21 protein-coding genes are annotated in these 20,445 nt (G+C 68.5%); 10 read left to right on the top strand and 11 right to left on the bottom strand.

What is annotated here, in order from left to right; translation table 11 throughout:
• Positions 1-147: 147 nt before the first annotated feature.
• Positions 148-1,773, bottom strand: a complete 1,626-nt coding sequence (locus Q8N10_RS07315; RefSeq protein ID WP_304776960.1) for an NAD(P)/FAD-dependent oxidoreductase — start codon at positions 1,771-1,773, stop codon at positions 148-150.
• 210 nt (positions 1,774-1,983) lie between these two features.
• Between Q8N10_RS07315 and Q8N10_RS07310 the strand changes: the two genes are divergently transcribed.
• Positions 1,984-2,736: a sensor histidine kinase gene (locus Q8N10_RS07310; RefSeq protein ID WP_304776959.1), complete on the top strand. Its 753-nt coding sequence runs from the start codon at positions 1,984-1,986 to the stop codon at positions 2,734-2,736.
• Here Q8N10_RS07310 and Q8N10_RS07305 read toward each other — a convergent pair.
• Together Q8N10_RS07305 and Q8N10_RS07300 are read right to left on the bottom strand one after the other, a co-directional pair.
• The gene (locus tag Q8N10_RS07305; protein WP_304776958.1) at positions 2,733-3,407 is read right to left on the bottom strand and encodes a nitroreductase; all 675 of its coding nucleotides are present in this window, start codon (positions 3,405-3,407) and stop codon (positions 2,733-2,735) included. The genes Q8N10_RS07310 and Q8N10_RS07305 overlap by 4 nt on opposite strands.
• A 79-nt stretch (positions 3,408-3,486) precedes the next feature.
• The gene (locus tag Q8N10_RS07300; RefSeq protein ID WP_304776957.1) at positions 3,487-5,658 is read right to left on the bottom strand and encodes a TonB-dependent siderophore receptor; all 2,172 of its coding nucleotides are present in this window, start codon (positions 5,656-5,658) and stop codon (positions 3,487-3,489) included.
• Positions 5,659-5,765: 107 nt separating this feature from the next.
• Here Q8N10_RS07300 and Q8N10_RS07295 point away from each other — a divergent pair, with 107 nt between their 5' ends.
• The gene (locus Q8N10_RS07295; protein ID WP_304776956.1) at positions 5,766-6,218 is read left to right on the top strand and encodes a helix-turn-helix domain-containing protein; all 453 of its coding nucleotides are present in this window, start codon (positions 5,766-5,768) and stop codon (positions 6,216-6,218) included.
• Position 6,219: 1 nt separating this feature from the next.
• Here Q8N10_RS07295 and Q8N10_RS07290 read toward each other — a convergent pair whose 3' ends face one another.
• From Q8N10_RS07290 to pyp, 3 genes are all read right to left on the bottom strand, one after another.
• On the bottom strand, positions 6,220-6,639 hold the full coding sequence (locus Q8N10_RS07290) for a YciI family protein (protein ID WP_304776955.1): 420 nt from the start codon (positions 6,637-6,639) through the stop codon (positions 6,220-6,222).
• Positions 6,640-6,723: 84 nt separating this feature from the next.
• Entirely contained in the window at positions 6,724-7,974 is a 1,251-nt protein-coding gene (locus Q8N10_RS07285; protein WP_304776954.1) for an AMP-binding protein, read from the bottom strand.
• 20 nt (positions 7,975-7,994) lie between these two features.
• On the bottom strand, positions 7,995-8,381 hold the full coding sequence (gene pyp, locus Q8N10_RS07280) for a photoactive yellow protein (protein WP_304776953.1): 387 nt from the start codon (positions 8,379-8,381) through the stop codon (positions 7,995-7,997).
• 398 nt (positions 8,382-8,779) lie between these two features.
• On the opposite strand from pyp, the gene Q8N10_RS07275 reads away from it, so the two are divergent.
• Entirely contained in the window at positions 8,780-9,790 is a 1,011-nt protein-coding gene (locus Q8N10_RS07275; protein WP_304776952.1) for a sensor histidine kinase, read from the top strand.
• A 26-nt stretch (positions 9,791-9,816) separates the two neighbouring features.
• Here the strand turns inward: Q8N10_RS07275 and Q8N10_RS07270 are convergent, their stop codons facing one another.
• Positions 9,817-10,554, bottom strand: a complete 738-nt coding sequence (locus tag Q8N10_RS07270) for an extensin family protein (protein ID WP_304776951.1) — start codon at positions 10,552-10,554, stop codon at positions 9,817-9,819.
• Between the two features lie 87 nt (positions 10,555-10,641).
• A complete protein-coding gene (locus Q8N10_RS07265) occupies positions 10,642-11,235 on the bottom strand; it encodes a cytochrome b/b6 domain-containing protein (protein WP_304776950.1) in 594 nt (197 codons plus the stop codon).
• Between the two features lie 199 nt (positions 11,236-11,434).
• Between Q8N10_RS07265 and Q8N10_RS07260 the strand changes: the two genes are divergently transcribed.
• The 5 genes from Q8N10_RS07260 to Q8N10_RS07240 all read left to right on the top strand — a co-directional run bounded on the left by Q8N10_RS07260 (position 11,435) and on the right by Q8N10_RS07240 (position 17,036).
• Complete coding sequence (locus tag Q8N10_RS07260) at positions 11,435-11,713, top strand: PepSY domain-containing protein (RefSeq protein WP_304776949.1); 279 nt, start codon at positions 11,435-11,437, stop codon at positions 11,711-11,713.
• A 47-nt stretch (positions 11,714-11,760) separates the two neighbouring features.
• A complete protein-coding gene (locus Q8N10_RS07255; protein ID WP_304776948.1) occupies positions 11,761-12,333 on the top strand; it encodes a cytochrome b/b6 domain-containing protein in 573 nt (190 codons plus the stop codon).
• Complete coding sequence (locus tag Q8N10_RS07250; RefSeq protein WP_304776947.1) at positions 12,314-13,006, top strand: response regulator transcription factor; 693 nt, start codon at positions 12,314-12,316, stop codon at positions 13,004-13,006. Before Q8N10_RS07255 ends, Q8N10_RS07250 begins: the two co-directional genes overlap by 20 nt.
• The gene (locus Q8N10_RS07245; protein ID WP_304776946.1) at positions 13,003-14,388 is read left to right on the top strand and encodes a sensor histidine kinase KdpD; all 1,386 of its coding nucleotides are present in this window, start codon (positions 13,003-13,005) and stop codon (positions 14,386-14,388) included. The genes Q8N10_RS07250 and Q8N10_RS07245 overlap by 4 nt, the downstream gene beginning before the upstream one ends.
• A gap of 164 nt (positions 14,389-14,552) precedes the next feature.
• Positions 14,553-17,036, top strand: a complete 2,484-nt coding sequence (locus Q8N10_RS07240) for an MHYT domain-containing protein (protein ID WP_304776945.1) — start codon at positions 14,553-14,555, stop codon at positions 17,034-17,036.
• Here Q8N10_RS07240 and Q8N10_RS07235 read toward each other — a convergent pair.
• Complete coding sequence (locus tag Q8N10_RS07235; protein ID WP_304776944.1) at positions 17,005-17,403, bottom strand: thiol-disulfide oxidoreductase DCC family protein; 399 nt, start codon at positions 17,401-17,403, stop codon at positions 17,005-17,007. The two genes, Q8N10_RS07240 and Q8N10_RS07235, sit on opposite strands and share 32 nt — an antisense overlap.
• Positions 17,404-17,477: 74 nt before the next feature.
• Between Q8N10_RS07235 and Q8N10_RS07230 the strand changes: the two genes are divergently transcribed.
• Positions 17,478-18,494 (top strand): MerR family transcriptional regulator, encoded by a 1,017-nt coding sequence (locus Q8N10_RS07230; protein ID WP_304776943.1) that lies wholly within the window; start codon positions 17,478-17,480, stop codon positions 18,492-18,494.
• Positions 18,491-18,787, top strand: coding sequence for a hypothetical protein (locus Q8N10_RS07225; RefSeq protein ID WP_304776942.1), 297 nt, complete (start codon positions 18,491-18,493; stop codon positions 18,785-18,787). The genes Q8N10_RS07230 and Q8N10_RS07225 overlap by 4 nt, the downstream gene beginning before the upstream one ends.
• Positions 18,788-18,867: 80 nt before the next feature.
• On the opposite strand, the gene Q8N10_RS07220 is transcribed toward Q8N10_RS07225, so the two are convergent.
• Together Q8N10_RS07220 and Q8N10_RS07215 are read right to left on the bottom strand one after the other, a co-directional pair.
• Positions 18,868-19,515: a DUF4230 domain-containing protein gene (locus Q8N10_RS07220; protein WP_304776941.1), complete on the bottom strand. Its 648-nt coding sequence runs from the start codon at positions 19,513-19,515 to the stop codon at positions 18,868-18,870.
• Between the two features lie 484 nt (positions 19,516-19,999).
• Entirely contained in the window at positions 20,000-20,344 is a 345-nt protein-coding gene (locus Q8N10_RS07215) for a P-II family nitrogen regulator (RefSeq protein ID WP_304776940.1), read from the bottom strand.
• Positions 20,345-20,445 lie beyond the last annotated feature (101 nt).

Genomic DNA, 20,445 nt, shown 5'->3' with positions numbered 1-20,445 from the left:
CAGCCCGCATCATCGCCGTCGCGCAGGCCTACAACCACACCCCAAGACAGTGCCTGGACTTCCACACCCCAGCCGAGGCCTTCTCCAGGGTGTTGCACTTCGAACGAGAATCCACAACCCGGCCTTGGCCGGGATGAGCGGGCGTGGCTAGGCCACAGCCTCCCCGACCATCGCCCGGGCCACCGCCTCGGCCACCTTGATGCCGTCGATGGCCGCCGAGAGGATGCCGCCGGCGTAGCCCGCCCCCTCGCCGGCCGGGAACAGTCCCGCCAGGTTCAGGCTCTGGAAGTCCGCGCCCCGGGTGATGCGGATCGGCGAGGAGGTGCGGGTCTCCACCCCGGTCAGCACCGCCTCCGGATCGTCATAGCGCGGGATCTTGCGGCCGAAGACCGGCAGGGCCTCGCGCATCGCCTCCACCACATAGTCCGGCATCAGGGTCGCCAGATCCGTGGGCCGCACGCCAGGCTTGTAGGAGGGAACCACGCTCCCCAGGGCGCTCGAGGCCCGCCCCGCCAGGAAGTCCCCCACCGTCTGCCCCGGGGCGTGATAGCCGCCGCCGCCGGCCGTGAAGGCCGCGCTCTCCAGCGCCCCCTGCAGGGCGATGCCGGCCAGGGGATGGTCGCTCCCGTAGTCCTCCGGCGAGATCCCCACCACAAAGCCGGAATTGGCGTTCCGCTCGTTGCGCGAATACTGGCTCATGCCGTTGGTGACCACGCGGCCAAGCTCGGAGGTCGCCGCCACCACCGTCCCGCCCGGGCACATGCAGAAACTGTAGACCGTCCGGCCGTTCTTGCAGTGATGCGACAGGGAATAGGCCGCAGCGCCCAGGTCCGGATGCCCGGCGCAGGGCCCGAACAGGGCCCGGTCGATCCAGGACTGCGGATGCTCGATGCGGAAGCCGATGGAGAACGGCTTGGCCTCGATGTGGACGCCGCGGTCGTGCAGCATGGTGAAGGTGTCGCGGGACGAATGGCCCACGGCCAGCACCACATGCTCGGCCGCCACGAACTCGCCGCCCTTCAGATGCAGCCCCCGTAGGCGCCGCGCGCCGCCAGGCCCCGGCTCGATCTCCACATCGGTGACGTGATGGCCGAACCGGTACTCCCCGCCCAGGGCCTCGATCTTGGCGCGCATGGTCTCCACCATGGTCACCAGTCGGAAGGTGCCGATGTGCGGGTGCGCCTCGGTCAGGATCTCGGTCGGGGCGCCCGCCGCCACGAACTCGGTCAGCACCTTGCGGCCCAGGAAGCGCGGGTCCTTGACCTGGCTGTAGAGCTTGCCGTCGGAGAAGGTCCCGGCGCCGCCCTCGCCGAACTGGACGTTGGATTCGGGATCGAGCTCGCCGCGGCGCCACAGGCCCCAGGTGTCTTTCGTCCGCTCACGGACGGCCTTGCCGCGATCCAGGATGATCGGACAGAAGCCCATCTCCGCCAGGATGAGCCCGGCGAACAGGCCGCAGGGTCCGGCCCCGATCACCACCGGGCGCGCCGCGCCCTGCGGCGCCTTCGCCACCGGCCTGTAGGATGTATCCGGGGTCGGCCGCAGGTGCGGGTCGCCCGCCAGCCGCGCCGCCACGGCGGCCTCGTCCCTCAACTCGACGTCGACGATATAGACCTTGAGGATCGCCGCCTTCTTGCGCGCGTCGTGGGCCCGCTTCCACACCGACCAGCGCAGGATCTCGCCCTCGGCCACCCCGAGCCGCGCGGCGATCGCCGCCGGCAAGGCCTCGGGCGCGTGATCGAGAGGCAGCTTGAGTTCCGAAATCCGCAGCATGGGCGTTCTCTACCCGCTCCGGACGGCCCGCGCACCTGTCCCCACGGCCGATCCCCAAACTGGGGCCGACACACCTTGCGGTTTTGATCGAGATCAATGCCCGGATAGCTTGGCCTTGGTTAGAAATAGGAGATGGCTCGCCCCCACGTCCGCGGCGGCCCCCTCCACTCAGTACAGCGTCCGCGAGCATCCCCCTCTCCGGAATGACCCATGTCCTTGCAGAACCTGTCCGCGCCCGGCCAAGCGAGCCCACAGTTTCCGCTGTGCGCCGCCCACTGCCCCCTGCTGGCCGAGGTCAATCACCGCACCGCCAATCAGTTCGCGCTGCTGACCAGCTATATCCATCTGTCGCTCGAGGAATTCCGCCGGCACCCCGGCGAAATCCGCGACCTTCAACTGGCCTTCGCCGCCGTCGAGGCCCGCGCCCGCGCCCTGTCCAACCTGAACAGGCGGCTGACCGAGCGGCCGACTTCGTCCGAACCGATCGACGTTTCGGCGATGCTGCATGAGGTCTGCGCGACCTTCGGGAGCAGCGGCGACACGATCCACAGCGTCGTGGACGAAATCGCCGGCCCCCACCTCGTCACCAACAGCGTGAATGTGGCCGTCGGCCAGATGGTCACCGAGGCGGTGATGAACGCCTTGAAGTACGCCTACCCTGTGGATCAGCCGGGCGAGATCACCGTCCGGTCCACGGCCGGACCCTCCGGAGCGCTTCTCGTCGAGGTGATCGACCGGGGCGTGGGCGGACTGCCCGCCTCGCTGTCCACCTCCGCCAAGAGCTTCGGCGTCCGCCTCATGCGCGGGCTTGCCCGCCAGGAGGATATTGGCCTGGACTTCGTGGCCGGGTCTCCGGGCCTCACGGTTCAGTTCGTCCTGCCCTCACTTAGCCGGTTCCACGAGCAGCTGGAGGGCCGGCTCGCCCAGGACGGCCCGCCGGCCTGGGCGCTGAGCCGCCCCTAGTCGAACCCCACAAACACTGTGGCTTCTTCGACGGCCTTGCGCTCGGACACCACCGCATTGGCGGGGAAGTCCTCATCGGGCCAGCCCAGCGCCACGGACTTCATGATCACCTGATCCTCGGCGATCCCGGCGTGCTCGCGCACCACCGGCGACTGCATGATGCCCTGGCTGTTGATCACCGCCCCCAGGCCCCGCGACCAGGCGGCGTTGACCAGGGCGGTGGTCACCGCGCCGCAGTCGAAGGGGGTGTCGTCGCTGCCGTCCAGCACCTTGTCATAGGTGACGATGATGCAGACGGGCGCGTCGAACTGGCGGAAGCCGCGCAGCACCCAGTCCTGGCGCATCTCCTTGTCGTCGCGGGCGATGCCCATGGCGGCGAACAGTTGCTTGGCGACCCCGACCTGCCGGTCGCGATGCTGCCCCGCGAAGGCCTGGCCCTGCCGGAACTCCCGCGACTGCGGCACACCGGCCACCATCCGCTCGGTATTGCCGGCGCGGATCCTGTCCAGGGGCTCCCCGGTGATGACGTAGAAGTTCCACGGCTGGGTGTTCATCGACGACGGCGCCCGCATGGCCAGGGCGATGATCTCCTCGATCAGCGCCTTGGGCACGGGATCGGGCTTGTAGCCGCGGATGCTGCGGCGACCGAGGATGACGTCGTCAAACTTCATGGAAGAGCTCTCAGAGGTTGGCGCGGTTTCAAGGGTTAGAGGACTGCCAGCTTTCCGCGGCGAAAGCCAATATTGGCGATCAGAACCGGCCCGAAATCACGAAGCCCACCAACCGGGAGCCATCAGCTCCGCCTAGCGAAATCCGGTCTTCCACGCGCTGGACCACCCCTGAGCTGCGATCGGTTTGGAAGAAGGTCCGCGTGCGCTCCTCCGACGAGACCAGGATGTTGTTGACGTACAGCCGCAGGGTCACCGGTTTGATCGCCGTGGTCTCGAAGAACAGGTCGAGCCTCGGCTTGGGTCGGGCATATTCGAGGATCTCGGCTCGACGATACTCCTGGCGGCCGGCCCACTGGAGGAGCGTCGCCCCCCAGGCCGCGGAGATGTCGGGCAGGTTCTGGCGGAAGTTCACCAGATAGGCCCAGTCCTTGTTGGCGGTGTTGAGCGTCGCCGACCCGGCCGCGGTGCCCTGGCGTTCCAGAGGGATGGAGAACGACCGCGCCTCGCCCGTGATCGGGTCGGTCACCCGGGTCTGCTGATAGAGGCCGCTCAGCCGCAGTTCGGCGTTGGGCAGGCCGACCCCGCGCAGGGGGATCGTCGCCCGGGCCTCGACCCCGGCCCGGGTCCCCTTGCCGATATTGCCGTAGGCGTCCAATCCCCCGACCACCACCAGGTCGTGAACATCCTCGACGCGGTCGGCGAAGGCCGCCAGCGTGATCGCCGCCTTCTGGTCGAAACGGCGCTCCAGCTCCAGCCGCGACTTCCACGCCCGTTCCGGAACCAGGTCCGGATTGCCCTGGATGGTGGAGGTGTTCAGGAAGTCCACCGCGCTGCTGAACTCGGCGAAGTCGAGCTGGGCCACGTCGCGCTGCAGGACCAGCCGCACCGTGGTGCGGGGATCGAAGGCGTAGGTCGCTGTCAGATGCGGCTTCACATAGTTGAAGCTCCGCTCCTTGGTCTGGTCGCCGGTCTGGGTGATCCGCGACACCTCGAAATTCACCCCGGTCTCCACCGACAGCCGGGGGCTGACCGTCCAGATGTCGTTGGCGTAGACCTCGCCGCGCAGTTCCTCGACCCGGGCGTTGGCCACCGCGAGCGGCACGCGCACCGCCGGGCCGCCCTGCGGCTGGTTGATGATGTCCAGGGTGGTGTCGCGGAAATTGAACGCCCCCTCGCCGCCGAATTCCAGGGTGTGGGCGGGGCTGGCGTCCCACTTCACCTGCATCCGGCCGATCCGCTCGCCGCTGCGGGTCGTGCGGTCCTGGGTCCGCAGCGTCCGGGCGGCCGGCGCGGTGAAGATGTCGAAGCTGTCGAGCTGATCGACGCTGGTATGGGACACCAGGCCGATCAGCTTGACCGTCAGGTCGGTGCCGAACCGGCGCTCCCAATCCCCGCCGAACTCGGCCGAATAGTTGTTCTTGTAGGCGATGTCCCCGTCCAGCGAACTGCGCAGGACGCCGCTGGCCACGGTCTCCAGCTGGACCGATTCCGATCCGTTCCAGACCGGAACATATTGCAGGTTGAAGTTCACCGCGTCGGCCGGCGCTGGCCGCCAGCGCAGGCTGGCCGAGCCCTGGAGGGTGCGGTTATTGGCCTTGCTCACCTGATAGCGCGTCCCGGTGAACACCCCCGCGCCGCTGGCCAGGCGCTCACGGACCACGCCGCGGCCCAGGGTGTTGGGCGCCTGGATGTCCAGGGCCAGCTCGGCGGTGGGGGTCAGGGACAGGGTGCGGGACGCCTGCAGGGCCCAGCCGATTCGGTTGGAATACTGGATATGCCGCAGGCCGGCGACGAAGGTGGTGGCGGAGTCGGCCCGGGTCGCGCGGTTCACCACCACATTGACCACCTGGGACTGGCCGCGGATGTCGATGGTCGAGTTGCTGCCCGACAGCAGTTCGATCCGCAGCACGCTGGCGGCCGGGATGCGCTTGAGAAGATCCGACGGCGCGGCCTTGGAGCTGGGCCGCTCGCCATTGACCAGCAGGTTGCCGGCGGTGGCGGCGAAGCCCCGCCGGTCGTCGCCGTCCCGCAGTTCGAACCCCGGCACGCGCGCCACCATGTCGGCCGCCGTCACCGGATTGTACTGGGCGAAGAACTCCGCCGGAAAGCTCGCCCCGGCGTCCGGGGCGGTCTCGCCGCGCGGGGCGGGGGTGGAGGCGGGCGCCTGGGCCAGGGCCGGCGTGGCGCAGGCCAGCGCCAGCAGCGACGCCGTCGACAGCCATCGCAGGTTGGTCGGTCTCTGGCGCGTCATAATTCCGCTCCCCATTTACGAGTCTATTTTTTAGACTGACAATGGGAGGCGTTTCCGGCGGGGTCAACGCCCCTCTTGGTCCGCGCCTCGGAAACGGAGGAACCCCCATGCGGTGGGACGAACTGGCCGGCGATGACTGCCCGATCGCCAGGACCCTTTCGGTGATCGGCGACCGCTGGAGCGCGCTGATCCTGCGCGACGCCCTGCGCGGGGTGACCCGGTTCGACGGCTTCCAGGCGCGGCTCGGCTGCAGCCGGGAAATGGTCTCGCGGCGGCTGGCCAACCTGGTGGAGGCTGGCGTCCTGGAGCGGAAGGCCTACCAGGCCCATCCCGAACGCTTCGACTACCTGCCCACCGACAAGGCGCGCGCCCTGGGTCATGTGCTGATGATGATGGCCCAGTGGGGCGAGGCCTGGCTGCCGACCCCCACCTCTCGGCCCCTGGAACGCCGCCACAGGGCCTGCGGCCACAGCTTCAAGCCCACCCTGGTCTGCTCGGAGTGCCAGGCGCCCCTGGAGCCGGGCGGCGTCGACTATCCGAACGCCGCCGCACGAGCCTGACTCAGGCGACCCCGAGTTTGCCGCGTTCTCCCTCTCGGGGCGCCGCCAGTTCCTCGGGCGTCAGGAACGCGGCGAGGTCGTCGGCCTCATAGAACGGCCGGATTTCCATCCGGCTCGGGCCCGGCATGGGATTGGGGCTGCGCCGCGCCCAGGCCACGGCCTCCTCCATGTCCTTGACCTCCCAGATGGAGAAGCCCGCCACCACTTCCTCGCTCTCGGCGAAGGGTCCGTCGGTGACGGTGCGCGTGGCGCCCTCGAACAGGATGCTCTTGCCCTGGGGCTTCAGGCCGGCCCCGGCCACCAGCACGCCGGCGTCGGCCAGTTCATCGGTGAACCGGTCCATCGCCGCGAAGGCCTCGGCGGTCGGCGGCTCCCCCTTCTGGCTGTCCTGCGTCGCCATCGCAAACACCATCACCCGCATCTTCGCTCTCCCTGTCTCGGCCGGCCTCTCGCCGCCGCAGTGAAACGACGAACGGGCGGGGCGAAAATCGACAGGGTGTGGCGCTTAGCCGCCTGATGCCTCTTCGCCGGGCTCTGTTTCTGCGAAAACCGACCAGTCCGCAGGCTTGCCCAGGGCGCCCCTCGGAATCTCCGGACCAAGATTGAACGCCTTGGGGCGCTCGGGAACGCTGAACTTGGCGTCGCACCAGGCCGCCAGGTCGCGCCGGAGCGTGACCACATCCTGCGGCGCCTCGACCGGCACGATGAAGGCCTTCAGGCGCGCGCCCTCCTCCGGCCGCATCAGGCGCACGGCCGCGTCCCGCACCATCGGATGTTCGCGCAGGCGCCGAGCGACCAACTCCGGCGACACATTGACCCCGCCGACCTGGACAGCATGGTCGCGCCGCCCCTCCACCCGGAAACATCGATCGTCGCACCAGGCCAGGTGATCGGGAGCCGCCGCCGCCGCCACCGATCCGTCGGAAAGGGTGCGCGCCAGTGTCGAGTCGTCGTGGCCGCGACTCCAGTAGGAGAACAGGCGAAACGCGGCCTCAGGATGCTCGCGAACGGCCAGGCCCGCAGTTTCCGAGGACCCATAGATTTCCACCAACCGGGTTACGCCCCGCTCGGTGACCGCGCTCGCCACATCGGCAGGACATGGCCCCGTCGAGGTGACGCCGATCACGTCGGATGTCGTGGAGACCCCGGCCCGGACGTACGCCGTCCAGAAGGCCGGGTGTCCGATCACGAGGTCGCCGTCCCGGAGCATCGCGCCGACGCTGGTCGGCGATCGCGCCCGGATGTCGACCACCGGGGCGGCGAGCCGCTGCGGCAGCAGAATCGAGAAGAGAAAGCCGTAGATGTGATGGGCCGGCGCCGCGCTGAGGATACGAAGGCGACCCGGGAACAGCGGCGCCAGCTCCTCGATCTCCTGCGCGAGCCTCACCAGCTCATGCAGGCGCGCCGTGGGCTCTGCGGTCGTTCCTGAGGTGCGAAAGGTCAGCTCGTCGGAAAAACGTTCAAGGCCGGCGGCGACGATATCGACCCAGTCGCCGATCGTCCGGCGGGCCAGCAGATAGTCCTCAACGCCCGCCCGGTGCATCTGCACGGCTTCTGCCACCGCGCTGGCCAGGTTGAGCAATTCCAGCGAGTCGCACGCCAGGCCGGTCGAATCGACAAGGCCAAGCGCGCTGTCCCAGGGACGGGCGGGGGGCAGGGCGCCGGGGCGAAGACGCGTCAGCTCGTCATGGACCAAGTCAACGACGTAGCGGTGCAACGCCTCGGTGTCGCGCCACCATGTCTCCGGTCCCGGCATCGCCCAAAATTCCCGTCGGCTCAGACCCGCTTGACGAAGACCCAGTAAGTATCGTCGATCAACGCCTTCTTCATGTGCACACGCACCTTGGTGGGCTTCATGTTGTAGTCGAAGGTGTACTCGAAGATTTTGTTCAGCGCGCCGGTGGCGACCCCCTTGTCGAACTCGCCCTTGAACGCCGGCTTGTTCGTGCAGGGCGCGACTTCCGTGAAGAAGCTTTTTCCAAGCGTGGCGCGCGGATCGCGCCCGGTGATCTCGCCCTCCATCGCATTGTACTGAAGCACGCGCCCGGTCCGATCCAGCTGGATGGCCCCGAAGGCGAGCTTGTCGATCTCGGCGGCCGACTTGTTCTTCAGCACGTTGTCTATGTCGTCCGACCCAAACGCGACGATCTCGAGTCCAGCCATGATACCCGTCTCCCATGCCAAGATGCCGGGCTCGCGCCCGCGGCTCACCAAGCTCGGGAAAGCTTAAGAATAGCTTATTTCGGGATAGTCAGGCCGTGAGGCGGTCGGGGTCGGCGCGAAACCTGAGCGATACAAGCCGTTCCGGCGCTGGCTGCGGATGAACAGAGTCTTAATTCCAGTTCGGGACGGACCTCCTGATCCTGTGCGCCCGGGATTGCGAGCCGCGGGTCGTCTCGCACTCACAAGCCGCGCGCTCATCGTCACGGTGACGACGCGCAAGTGACGAGCTAGAACCCTGGCGACGCTTGGCGCGTGACAGACGCTGTTCATCAAAGCTGAATTAGAGAGGCCCCGAGAGCGCGCATGGTGACATGCCGCCTCAGCACCCCAGGAGCCCCATGACGACGACGCCCGATAAGCTGAAGCCCCTGCTCTGGGAGCCGAAGAACCTGGTGCGCGCCATCGATTCGGCCGGGGTCACCCTCTGGTCTTGGAATGTCGACACCGACGCCCTGGCCATGGACGATCACTCCTACGACCTCTGGGGCGTCCCGCGCGGCCGCGACGTCACCTTTGAGGATCTGTCGGCCCACATTCACCCCCACGATCGCGACCGGGTCCGGGCGGCCTTCAACGCGACGCGGGCGGTCACCGGCGCCTTTGAAATCGACTTCCGCATCCTGGTCGGCGAGGAGCTCAAATGGATCTCGGCCCGGGGTCAGGGCGATGACGCCGGCATGGTCCAGCGGGTCATGTTCGGCATCTTCATCGACGTCACCGGCCGCAAGCAGGCCGAGGAGGGCCGCGAGCTGCTGGCCGGCGAGATGAGCCACCGGGTCAAGAACCTCCTGGCCATCGCCTCTGGACTGACGGCCATCACCTCGCGCTCCACCAAGACCGTCGAGGACATGGCGCGCGAGTTGACGCTGCGGCTGACGGCGCTCGGCCGCGCGCACGACCTGGTGCGTCCGGTGGCCGGCCAGACCGAAGCCCCCTCCGCCCTGCTCGGGGACCTGCTGACCGTGTTGCTGGCGCCCTACGATGATCTGGGCGCGTTCAGCGGCCGCATTCGGGTCTCGGTGCCACGCATGAGCGTCGGCGAGTCGGCCACCACGATCGTCGCCCTGATCGTCCACGAGCTGGCGACCAACTCCTTGAAGTATGGCGCCCTGTCGGTCGATACGGGCATGCTCAACGTCTCCTGCTCCGCACACGACGAAGCGGTGACCATCGTCTGGACCGAGACGGGCGGCCCCCTGGTCAAGGCGCCCGAGGAACCCAAGGGCTACGGCAGCAAGCTGATCGAGCGCAGCGTCAACGGCCATCTGCGCGGCGCGATCAAGTACGATTGGCTCGAGGCCGGCCTGGTGGTCACCTTGAAGGTCGATCCCGAACGCCTCGGAACCTGAGGCTCAACGCGCGCCGGTTCCTTGCGTCACCGGCAGGTGCGGAACCGACCCATGTCCAGGTGCAGGTGATCGTGGTGGGCGGCGTTGTAGTCCGGGCTCAGCGTCACCCGGAACACCTTGCAGGCCCCGTCGCGCGCCGCGCGCAGGAACCGGCCGCGCGCGCCCTCATCGTCGAAGTGGGCGGCGACGGTCACCCGGCGGCCGTCGCTTAGCCGCACGCCGGCGAAATCGAAGGCGTTGGCGTGGGCATGCTCGCTGACCCGGCCTGAGTCCTGGCCGTAGACCCGGCGGCAGGCATAGGTCCCATAGTGGTCGATGGCCGCGACCTCGGCGCCCAGGATCTCCCGCGCGGCGGGGCGCAGCACCTGGCGGTTCCAGAGCGTGAAGGCCAGGGCCTCCCTGCAGGTCATCACCGGCCCCGCGGGCGACAGGCCCCCGCCCCCCACCTGGCCGGCGTCAAGTTTCGAGCAGAAGCCGTCGCGCCTTGCCGGCGTCGCGGTGAAGGCGACCTCACCCGCAGCCAGGGCCGCCTTGCACCGGGCCGGATCGACGGCGATCCGCGCCAGCTTGCCCGAGGTCGCCAGGCCGATCGGCTGGTTGAGGGAGAAGGGCTTCCAGGGCAGGTCCTGCGGCGGGGCCGTCCGATCGACGAACATGAACAGCAGCACCGCCACGAGCGCCGCGTCGAGCAGCAGCGAGCCGAAGCCCGCGAGGGCCCGGGCCTGCGCGGAGGGCGGCTTCAGAACGGGAAACACGAACGTCATCACGCCCCACTTCCTCTACCGGGAGGGCGGCGTAATTGCGGTGAACTGCGGTAGGGGCGCTCTTCCCGTGGCGCCGGGCAGGCGAGTTCAGGGCAAGGGTTGTGACTTCGTCTTCGCCGCGGCGAAGAGCATGAACCGCGCGAGGGGCCGCTTGAAGAGGAACAGGTAGCTCACATGCAACACCACCAGCAGCATCAGCCCATTGCCGAACAGCTCATGGACCTCGCCGAGCGGCCCGCCCTCTTCGCCCTCCTCGCCCTCCTCGCCCTCGTCGTCCTCGTCGTCCTCTTCCGCCTCATCATGGGTGTCGCCGGCGGCTCGGATCGGGTCGGTGGATGACGCGACCGGCGGGTTCACGCCCAAGCTGCGCCCTCCGTCCATGGCGATGCCCGTCGCGGTGACGCCAATCAGGCACACGGCGATACCCACCAGCAACACCCGGCTGATGGCGGGATGGGTGAAGGCGTTGTCGACCTTCAGGCCCTGGAAATGCGGATAGAACCGCATCAGCCCCAGCTGGTGGGCGCCGGTCAGCGCCATCACCAGGCGCAAGGCGATCACCGCGGCGACACCGTAACCAAGCCAGGCGTGGGCCGACCCCCATTCGGTGCTGAAATAGGCCGCGACCACAAGGACAGCGAGCAGCGCGTGATAGGCCCGAAGGCGCGACATGGCGGGCATGGCCGTTTTCTCCAGTGACAGGGGAAGGGGGGGCTGGGCTTGGCGGGGCGTGCTGAGCGGCACTCTGCCCCCTGCGCCTGACGAAAACCTGACGGCGGCCAAGCCTCGCCGGGCCAGGGCCGTCAGGTCTTTGTCAGGTCAAACCCCCAGGATCAGGGTCATGGAGCAGCCGCTTCATAGCCCGCAACCGGAGCCCCCCATGCGAAAGTTCCTGATCCCCGCCGCCGTCGCCGCCGCCGTCCTGGCCACCGCGGCCAGCGCCGCCGCGTCGCCGGCCTGCACCACCGCCCCCAAGGCCAAATGGCTGAGCGAGGCCCAGATGAAGACCAAGATCGCCGCCCTCGGCTACACCAGGATCAAGGTCTTCCAGGTCAGCGGCAGCTGTTACGAGATCTACGCTTTCAACAAGGCCGGCAAGAAGGCCGAGGTCTACTTCAACCCCGTCACCGGCGCGGTCGTCCAGAACAACGAGGACTAGCCGATGGCCCGCACCGTCCTGGGCTTAACCCCCCAAGGCCGGACACCTTGACGCCGCCATCCCCCCCGGCGCGCGTCAAGGTGTGGGACCCGGTCGTGCGGCTGTTCCACTGGACCCTGGCCCTGGGCTGCATCGCCAACCTCACGGTCCTGCGGGAGCTGAAGTCGGTGCATCGCTACGTCGGATACGCCATCCTGGCGGCCGTCGCGGTGCGGCTGGTCTGGGGATTCGTCGGCGCGCAGCACGCCAGGTTCTCCGACTTCACCCCCACGCCCCGGCGGCTGAGCGGCTACCTGCTGGCCTTGGCCCGCGGCCGCGAGCCGCGTTATGTCGGCCACAATCCGGCCGGCGCCCTGATGATGCTCGCCCTGATCGCCCTGGTGAGCGCCTGCGGCGTCACCGGCTGGATGATGGGGCTCGACGCCTTCTGGGGCCTGCGCTGGGTGGAGACCCTGCATGAGGCCCTGGCCAACACCATCCTGGTCATGGCGATCCTCCATGTCCTGGCCGCGCTCATTGAAAGCTGGCGTCACCGTGAGAACCTTGTTCTGGCTATGGTGACCGGCCTGAAGCGCGCGCCCAGGGGAAACGACGTCTGTCATGCGCCTGCTGTTGATTGAGGATAATGCGCGTCTGGGCGCCCTGGTGGTCGATGGCCTCCGCCAGGACGGCTTTGTCGTCGACTGGTGCGAGACCCTGGAGGACGGCCTCGAGGCCCGCGGCCTGGCGGCCTATGATCTGATCCTGCTGGACCTTGGCCTGCCCGACGGTGACGGCCTGGACCTGGTCCGGCGCCTGCGCCGCAACCGCGACAGCGTGCCGATCCTGATCCTGACGGCGCGCGGCGGCCTGGGGGAGCGGATCGCCGGCCTCGACGTCGGGGCCGACGACTATCTGGTGAAGCCCTTCGACATCGCCGAGCTGGCCGCCCGCTGCCGCGCCCTCCTGCGTCGCCCCGGCGCCTGCCTGGGGGTCGTCCTGCAGGCCGGAAATGTCGCCCTCGACACCACAAATCGCAGCCTACAGGTGGCGGGCGCGCCGGTGGCGATGCCGCCCCGGGAGCTGGCGCTGCTGGAGCACCTGTTGCGCCGGGCCGGCCAGGTGGTGGCCAAGACCCTGCTTGAGGACCAGCTCTACGCCCTGGACGCTGAGGTCTCGCCCAACGCCCTGGAGGTCGCCGTCTCGCGGCTGCGCAAACGGCTGACGGCTGCGAAGGCCGATCTCACCCTGAGGACCGCCCATGGCGTGGGCTACGCCCTGATGGCCGGCCAGGCCTCGGCGGGGCTCCCATGACTGAGGCGATCAAGGCGCCCCCGCGCGCGCCCAGCCTGCTGCGCCAGATCGCCGTCCGGCTCACCGCCCTGATGGCGATCTTCGCCCTGCTCGACGTGGCCATCGTGGTCTCGATGTACGCCTTCGACCGGCAGGCCCTGGCCGAGGACTTCATCGAGCAGCAGGCCCACCGCGTGGACCGGGCCCTGGCTGTGTCCCCGCAATCGGTGGCCGACCTGCCCGATCCGATCGGGGTCTCGACCTGGAACATCATCGTCGTCGACGCCCAGTTGCGGCCGGTGCTGCAGCGACAGAACCCGTCGCCGCAGCCCCTCTCCATGTGGCCCGACGCCTCCACCCTCGACTGGACCCGGCGCAACATCGCCAGCTCGGGAACCCAGGTCACCGGGGCGCGCCGGTTCAGCGGCCAGGCCGGCCCCTACTGGATCCTGATCGAGGCCAATGTCTCCGGCGGCGCCGCCTACGGGCCGGTGATCGGCCAGGAACTGCTGGAGCATGTGGCCCTGCCCCTGGTGCCGCTCACCCTGCTGCTGCTGGTCTTCAGCCTGCAGGTGGTGCGGCGCATGCTGGCGCCCCTGGAAGCCGCGGCCCGCGAGGTCGACGGGCTCGACCCCAGCCGGATGGACGCCCGCCTCTCGGCGCTGCAGGGCTCTCACGAGGTGGGGATCCTGGTCAGCGCGGTGAACCGGGCCCTGGATCGATGGCGGCACGCCATGCTGCTGCTGAAGAGCTTCACGGCCGATGCGGCGCACGAGCTGCGCACGCCCCTGTCGGTGCTCCGCCTACGGATCGACGCCCTGCCCGACAGCCCCGGCAAGTCCCGCCTCGGCGAAGATATCCAGGCCATGACCCGCCTGGTCAATCAGATGCTGGATCAGGCCCAGGCCGACGTCCTGCCCACGGAATTGCCGGAGGAGATCTCGCTGCATGACCTGGCGGCGGCGACCGTGACCCAGATCGCCCCCCACGCCTTTGCCTGCGGTCACGACATCCAGCTCGTCGACCAGGGGGACAGCCCCATCCGCGGCCACGGCGAGGCCCTGGGCCGCGCCCTGCGCAATCTGGTGGAGAACGCGATCCGCCACACGCCGCCCGGCCGGCCCATCGAGGTGATCGTCGGGCCGGGACCTCGCCTGTCGGTTCGCGACCATGGCGGCGGCCTGGCGCCCGGCGAGGCCGAGAAGATGTTCGACCGCTTCTGGCGCCGGTCGCGGTCGGGCGACACCGGCGCGGGCCTCGGCTTGGGGATCGTCCGGGCGATCGTCGAGGCGCACGGCGGCGCCGTCACCGCCCAGAACGCGCCCGGCGGCGGCGCCCTCTTCCTCTGCGAATTTCCGCCCGCCGGGCCCGCCCTGCCGGGAGCCAGGGCCGGAGTTGGGTGACGCCGTAGGAAATCAGCCGTCCCCGGCGCCTGAGACCGCGTTCGGGTCGAGTCCGCGAGGGGCTTGACGGTTGGAGCGTCTTTGCTCCGGGCGGATCGTCACCAGATTTCTCCGGCAGGTACGCCGTGTTGCGCCGCCAACCTGCCTATGAAAATGTGCCGGCCATGACTTCGCCGATGGCCGTTCCAGGCGCCCACAATGCGGTTTTGGTCGTCCTGTCGATCCTGATCGCCATCCTCGCGTCGTTCACGGCGCTGGATGTCGCCAGCCGGATCCGAACCTCCGATGGGAGGGCCCGCGGCCTGTGGCTGTGCGCCGCCGCCGTGGCCCTGGGCGGCGGCATCTGGGCGATGCACTTTGTCGCCATGCTCGCCTTGAGTCTCCCGGGCGTCCAGATCGGCTACGACCTGGGACTCACCCTGGCCTCTCTGGCTCTCGCGGTTCTCTTCACCGGCGCCGGCTTCACGGTCATGGCGTGGCCCGCCCCCGTCCCGGGCCGCACCATCGTCGCCGGCCTGCTCATGGGCTGCGGCGTCGTCGCCATGCATTACCTCGGGATGACGGCGATGCGGATGGATGCGCACATTCGCTACGATCCGGCATGGGTCGCGGTCTCGGTGCTGATCGCGCTCGGGGCGGCCACGGCGGCGGTTTGGCTGGCGTCCCGCGATCAGACCCTTGGCCAAAGGCTTGTGGCCGCCGTGCTCATGGGGGGCGCGATTTCGGGCATGCACTATGCCGGCATGCATGCGGCCAGCTTCACCCACGACGCCTCGGCCGGCGCGGCGGGCGGCCTGGCCACGGTCTACCAGACCTATCTCGGCGTCGCGGTCAGCGCGATGACGGCGCTGATCCTGCTGCTGACCCTGGCGAGCGCCCGGCTCCAGGGGCTCTTTGATCGTCTCGCCCGTCGCGCGGCGCGGACCGCTTTGCGGCTGAGGGTCGCAGACATCCTTCGCAACGGCAGTTCCGTCGAGGCCCTCCACGAAGTGGCCGCGCTCATGGGCGAGCACTTCGGGGTCAGCCGGACAGGTTATGGCCAGCTTGATCCGGTGGAGGATGTCTTCACCTATGACGTCTGCTGGACCGATGGGCAGGTGGCCCCGCTGCTCGGGCGCTTACCGGCGGCGGCCTTCGGGGTCAAGATCGTCGCGGCGCTCATGGCCGGGGAAACCGTTGTGGTCGAGGACCTCCTGACGGCGGACCTGAGCGACGAGGCGCGGACCCGCGACACCGCCCGGGACGTCGACACCCGCTCGATCCTGGTGGTGCCCTTTGTGCGCGACGGCCGTCTGCGGACCATCGTCTACCTGAACGCCCGTTTCCCTCGCCGCTGGCATGCCGAGGACATCGCCTTCATGGAGGAGCTCGCCGAGCGAACGCGGCTGGTCATTGAGCGGGAAGCCGTCGAGGCGAGGCTGCGTGAACTGAACGCGACGCTCGAAGCGCGTGTGGAGGCGCGCACCGCCGAGCTGCGCCTGACCCAGGACGCGCTCCAGCAGAGCCAGAAGATGGAAGCCATCGGTCAGCTGGTGTCGGGTCTGGCCCATGACTTCAACAATGTGCTTGGCGCGGTGGTTGGCTCCCTCGACCTCATCAGCCGGCGCGCCAACGACCCCGACCGCGTCCGCCACCTGGCCGAGGCGGGCATTCAGGCCGCCGAACGCGGCTCCAAACTCACCTCCCAGCTGCTCGCCTTCTCGCGCTCGCAGAGCCTCCAGCTGCAACCCCTCCTCGTCTGCGACGTCATCGACGACATTCGGGAGATGCTCGCGCGCGCCCTGGGGCCGGCGATCGTCCTGACCCTGGACCTCAACCCGACGCCCGCCGCGGTGCTCGCCGACTCCACCCAGGTGGAGATGATGCTGTTGAACCTGGCCATCAACGCCCGCGACGCCATGCCGACCGGCGGCAGCCTGACCGTCGGCACATCTGTTCAACATGTCGTCGCCGACCCCGAGCTGGCCCAGGGCGACTATGTCGTGGTCGCCGTCCGCGACACCGGCGCCGGCATGGATGAGGAAACCTTGCGGCGGGCGATGGAGCCCTTCTTCACCACCAAGCCGGTCGGCAAGGGAACCGGGCTCGGATTGGCCCAGATCTACGGCAGCGCCCGGCAGTTTGGCGGAGCCGTCCGCATCGAGAGCGCTCCCGGCAAGGGAACCTGCGTACGCGTCTATCTTCCCTGCACGCAGCGCAGTCCGGTTCGGCCGGGCCCCGCCGACGCGGGGCTGGAGGATGCGCCGCCTTCGCCCCTGAAGGTGCTGATCGTCGACGACGACCAGGATCACCGAACCATCATCGTCAAGGTGCTCGAGTCCCTGGGCCACAGGGTGACCGAGGCCAGCGACGGGCCCTCGGCGCTCTCGATGCTGAAGGTCGAGGCGCCGGACGTGCTGCTCCTCGACTTCGCCATGCCCGGGATGAACGGCGCCGAGGTGGCCCTCGAGGCGCGGCGCGCCTGGCCGTCCCTGCCCATCGTCTTCGCCAGCGGCTTCGCCGACACCCAGGCCATTCAAGATAACGCTGGGGTGGACCCGATCATCCTGCGCAAGCCGTTCCGCATGAACGACCTGCAGCGCGCCCTGCGACGGGCGACCGGTCCGGCCGCAGGCCTCAGGGACGGCCCGCTTGCTGACGGGCGATGAACCATCGCGCGATCGCCTGCAGGCTCGGGCGAACCTTTAGAAAGACCAGGTAGGCGCGTTCCAGAAGCCACTGGACAGGCGGTGGCGAGGCCAGAGCCGCGAGGGGGCGAAGGCCTGGAAGCACGCGCCACATGGCCACGAAGGCCGCCGCGCCAGAGACCATGGCCCCGCCGCGCGGCTGGGCATGCAGACGGGCCAGGCGGGCGGCGCGATCGGTCGGACACCCCCCGGCCAGGCTCAGGTCGACGAAGGCGATCGCCGAGCTGCTGTCGAGCCTCCGCATCAGTCCGATTTCAGCTGTGCAGATTGGGCAGTCGCCGTCGTACCAGACGGTGAGCTCGCCTGGCCTCGGGTCCGATCCGGACATGGTCGACATCCTCTCCATCGGTGTATCTCCATTTTGTCCTGGACAAATACGCCATCATGGAAGAATGTCTAGGCATGAACTCCGCATTGTCCACGACAAATACGACATCCATCGAGCCGGCGGCGCCCATGAACATCGCCTCGGTTGAGCGGGATTGCGGCCTGCCGAAGGATACCTTGCGGGTTTGGGAGCGTCGCTACGGGTTCCCGAACCCCCTGAGGGACAAGCAGGACGAACGGCTCTACCCGGCCGATCAGGTCGCGACCCTTCGTCTGCTGCGCCGTCTGGTGATCGCGGGCCATCGTCCCGGGAAAGTCGTCGGGCTGCCGGATGACCAGTTGAAGAAACTTCTGGAGAAGGTCGGCGGGCCCGATGATCAGCCCACCGCCCACGAGGCGAAACAGGTGCTCGAACTCCTGAGGGCCCATGACGCCGTCGGCTTGCGAAATCATCTGAACGCGATGGTCCTGCGAGCAGGGCTGGGGGCGTTCGCGTCCGTCACCGGTCCGCGGCTGGTGGAAGCGATAGGTTTAGCCTGGTCGCGGGGGGGGCTCGAGATCCATCAGGAACACTTCTTCACCGAACAGTTCACGACGGTGCTGCGCAGCGCCATCAACGCCAGCCAGGGATCTGGTTTCCCGCGCGCTCGCCCGCGCGTCCTGTTCGGCACCTTCCCGCAGGAACCCCATGCCCTGGGCCTGATGATGGCCGAGGCGATGTTCACCCTGCAGGGCTGCCTTGGCGTTTCTCTTGGGGTTCAGACGCCGATTCCTGAAATCGCCGCGGCCGCGAGGGCGCACAAGGCCGACATCCTGGCCCTGTCATTCTCGGCCATAATTCCCGCGGCCCAGGCGTCAGCCGGGCTCGCCGAACTCCGGGGCCTTGTGCCCGGGACCACCGAGATATGGGCTGGCGGCGCTTGCTCCGGCCTGCGTCCCAAGCCAGGCGTCCACGTGCTGCGGGAGCTGGCGTCCATCGGACCGGCCATTGAAGCCTGGCGGGCCCGCGCGACCCTCACAGACGGGTCTGATGGTCCCTCGCCCGGAAAAACAGATCAATTTGCATCAACAAATCAAGGGGAACAGTCATGAGAAGACTCGTCGTATTTGCCTGGAACTATGTGTTCAACCACAACGTAAATCCCCTTCGCCATGTTCAGGACATCCCGACGCGGCACATGATCCTCCAGGTTCTGGGCTGGATGTGGGCCGCGTCTTTTGCGATCGCCATCGGCAGCTATACATTCCTCGCCATCAGCCTGGTCGGCCACATCGCCTTGATCGCGGCGGCCGCCATCACCGTCGCCACCTACACGGCCGCGGAAAAGAGACCGTCTCTCTTCGCGCCCGCCTCGGCACGGCGCGCGGACGGCGAGCACGAATAGGTATTCGCGGGGCTCACGGTGAGGGCGCACGCAATCGCGCTTTCACGGTGAGCCGCCGAGAGCCTCAGGCCCACGCTCAACTAGAACGACGACGTGACCTTGATGTTCGGCGATCCGACCACCCGCAGGGGAATCTCGAAATAGGCTTCGACATTCTTCCGCGCCTGATCCCGGGCCAGGTCCACGAACTGTCGCTGTTGCGCCTGCCGCACGAACGCCCTGCGCGCGGACCTGTAGTTCACCCGGTTGAGGTCCTGGACGACATCGGCGTTCAGGGTCAGCAACCCGCCGTTCGCCGCCCGCGCGCGCTCCGGCTGGAAGGCGGGATCACCGATCATCAGCGGCGGCAGCTTCACGTGAACCGTCTGCGTCTCCTTGTCGAAGGTGAGGTGCTCCGGCCGCAGTCGCGACATGTCCACGAAGTAGCTGACCGTGGCCGGAACGGTGAGTTCCTGGCTGGTCTTCAGCAAGCCTCCCAGGTCGGACTTCTCCGCCGCCACGCGGACGTCGCCGGTATACTGGTAGACCACCAGCCGGTTCTCGGCCTGGAGGTTGGTGACCGTCGCGGCCAGGACACGTTCCGTCTGCTGACTGAAGACGCCGAGGCTCCTGACCTGGGTGTCGGAGGACTCCCGCTGCGCGGCGCCATGGCCCGCATAAAAGCCCCCCGTGACCAACGCGGCCACGACACCGGCGCCGGCGATCCAGGTCATAGTCTTCCCAGCCATGCCGCGCCTCACAAGGGGTGATCAGACCATGTTACCCGGCCAGCCGCGGATCGCCCCATGAGTTCTCTCGGGCCGCAAAGCTCGTATGGGGACAGCCCCCCTCCAACGGCCCCCTCACCCTACCCTCTCCCCCGCGAAGGGGGAGAGGAGGGACCACTGGAAGCCTGCCGCTGAACTCTCCTCTCCCGCCTGCGGGTGTTCGGACCGGAGACATCCGTGACGGGCGTTCGGGGACATCCGTCACACCACCGTCAACCCCTTCCGGCTTCGGCCGCGGCGCCCCCAGGCTGTTCAGGACTGTCCACGAACCACACGAACGGGTTGGTCGAACGCCGCCGCCCCTACCCCCGCTCATCCCGGCGAAGGCCGGGACCCAGATTCATCCCGCACGGCTGGAGGTTATCGCCGGTCGAGGTCTGGCTTCGCGAACACCGACGTGGATTTCACCTGGGTCCCGGCCTTCGCCGGGATGAGCGGGTGGAAACTACCCCGCGATCGCCGCCGCGTCCCTGTCGCCCGTGCGGATCCGCAGCGCCTGTTCCAGGTCGAGCACGAAGACCTTGCCGTCGCCGATCTTGCCGGTGTTGGCGGTGCGCGACACGGCCTCGATGACGGCGGTGGCGATGTCGTCGGGGACGGCGATCTCCAGCTTCACCTTGGGCAGCAGCTTCACCTCGTACTCGGCGCCCCGATAGACCTCGGTCTTGCCGCGCTGGCGGCCGTAGCCGCGCACCTCGGTGACCGTCAGGCCCGAGGCGCCGGCCTCGGTGACGGCGTCCAGCACCGCGTCGAGGCGGCTGGGCTTGATGATCGCGACGATCATTTTCATGGGCGTTACTCCGGCTAGAGCCAATGTTGGGAGCGTGACGGGCGCCTGAACCGGTACCCACTTCAGGCTGTCACGCTCCTGGTCGCCTGGGCGGCCGTGTG

This window comes from Phenylobacterium sp. (assembly GCF_030693625.1).
In the GTDB taxonomy this organism is placed as follows: Bacteria; Pseudomonadota; Alphaproteobacteria; order Caulobacterales; family Caulobacteraceae; genus Phenylobacterium; species Phenylobacterium ferrooxidans.
The sequence above is the reverse complement of the archived record's forward strand: the minus strand, read 5'-3'. Positions and strand labels throughout refer to the sequence as shown.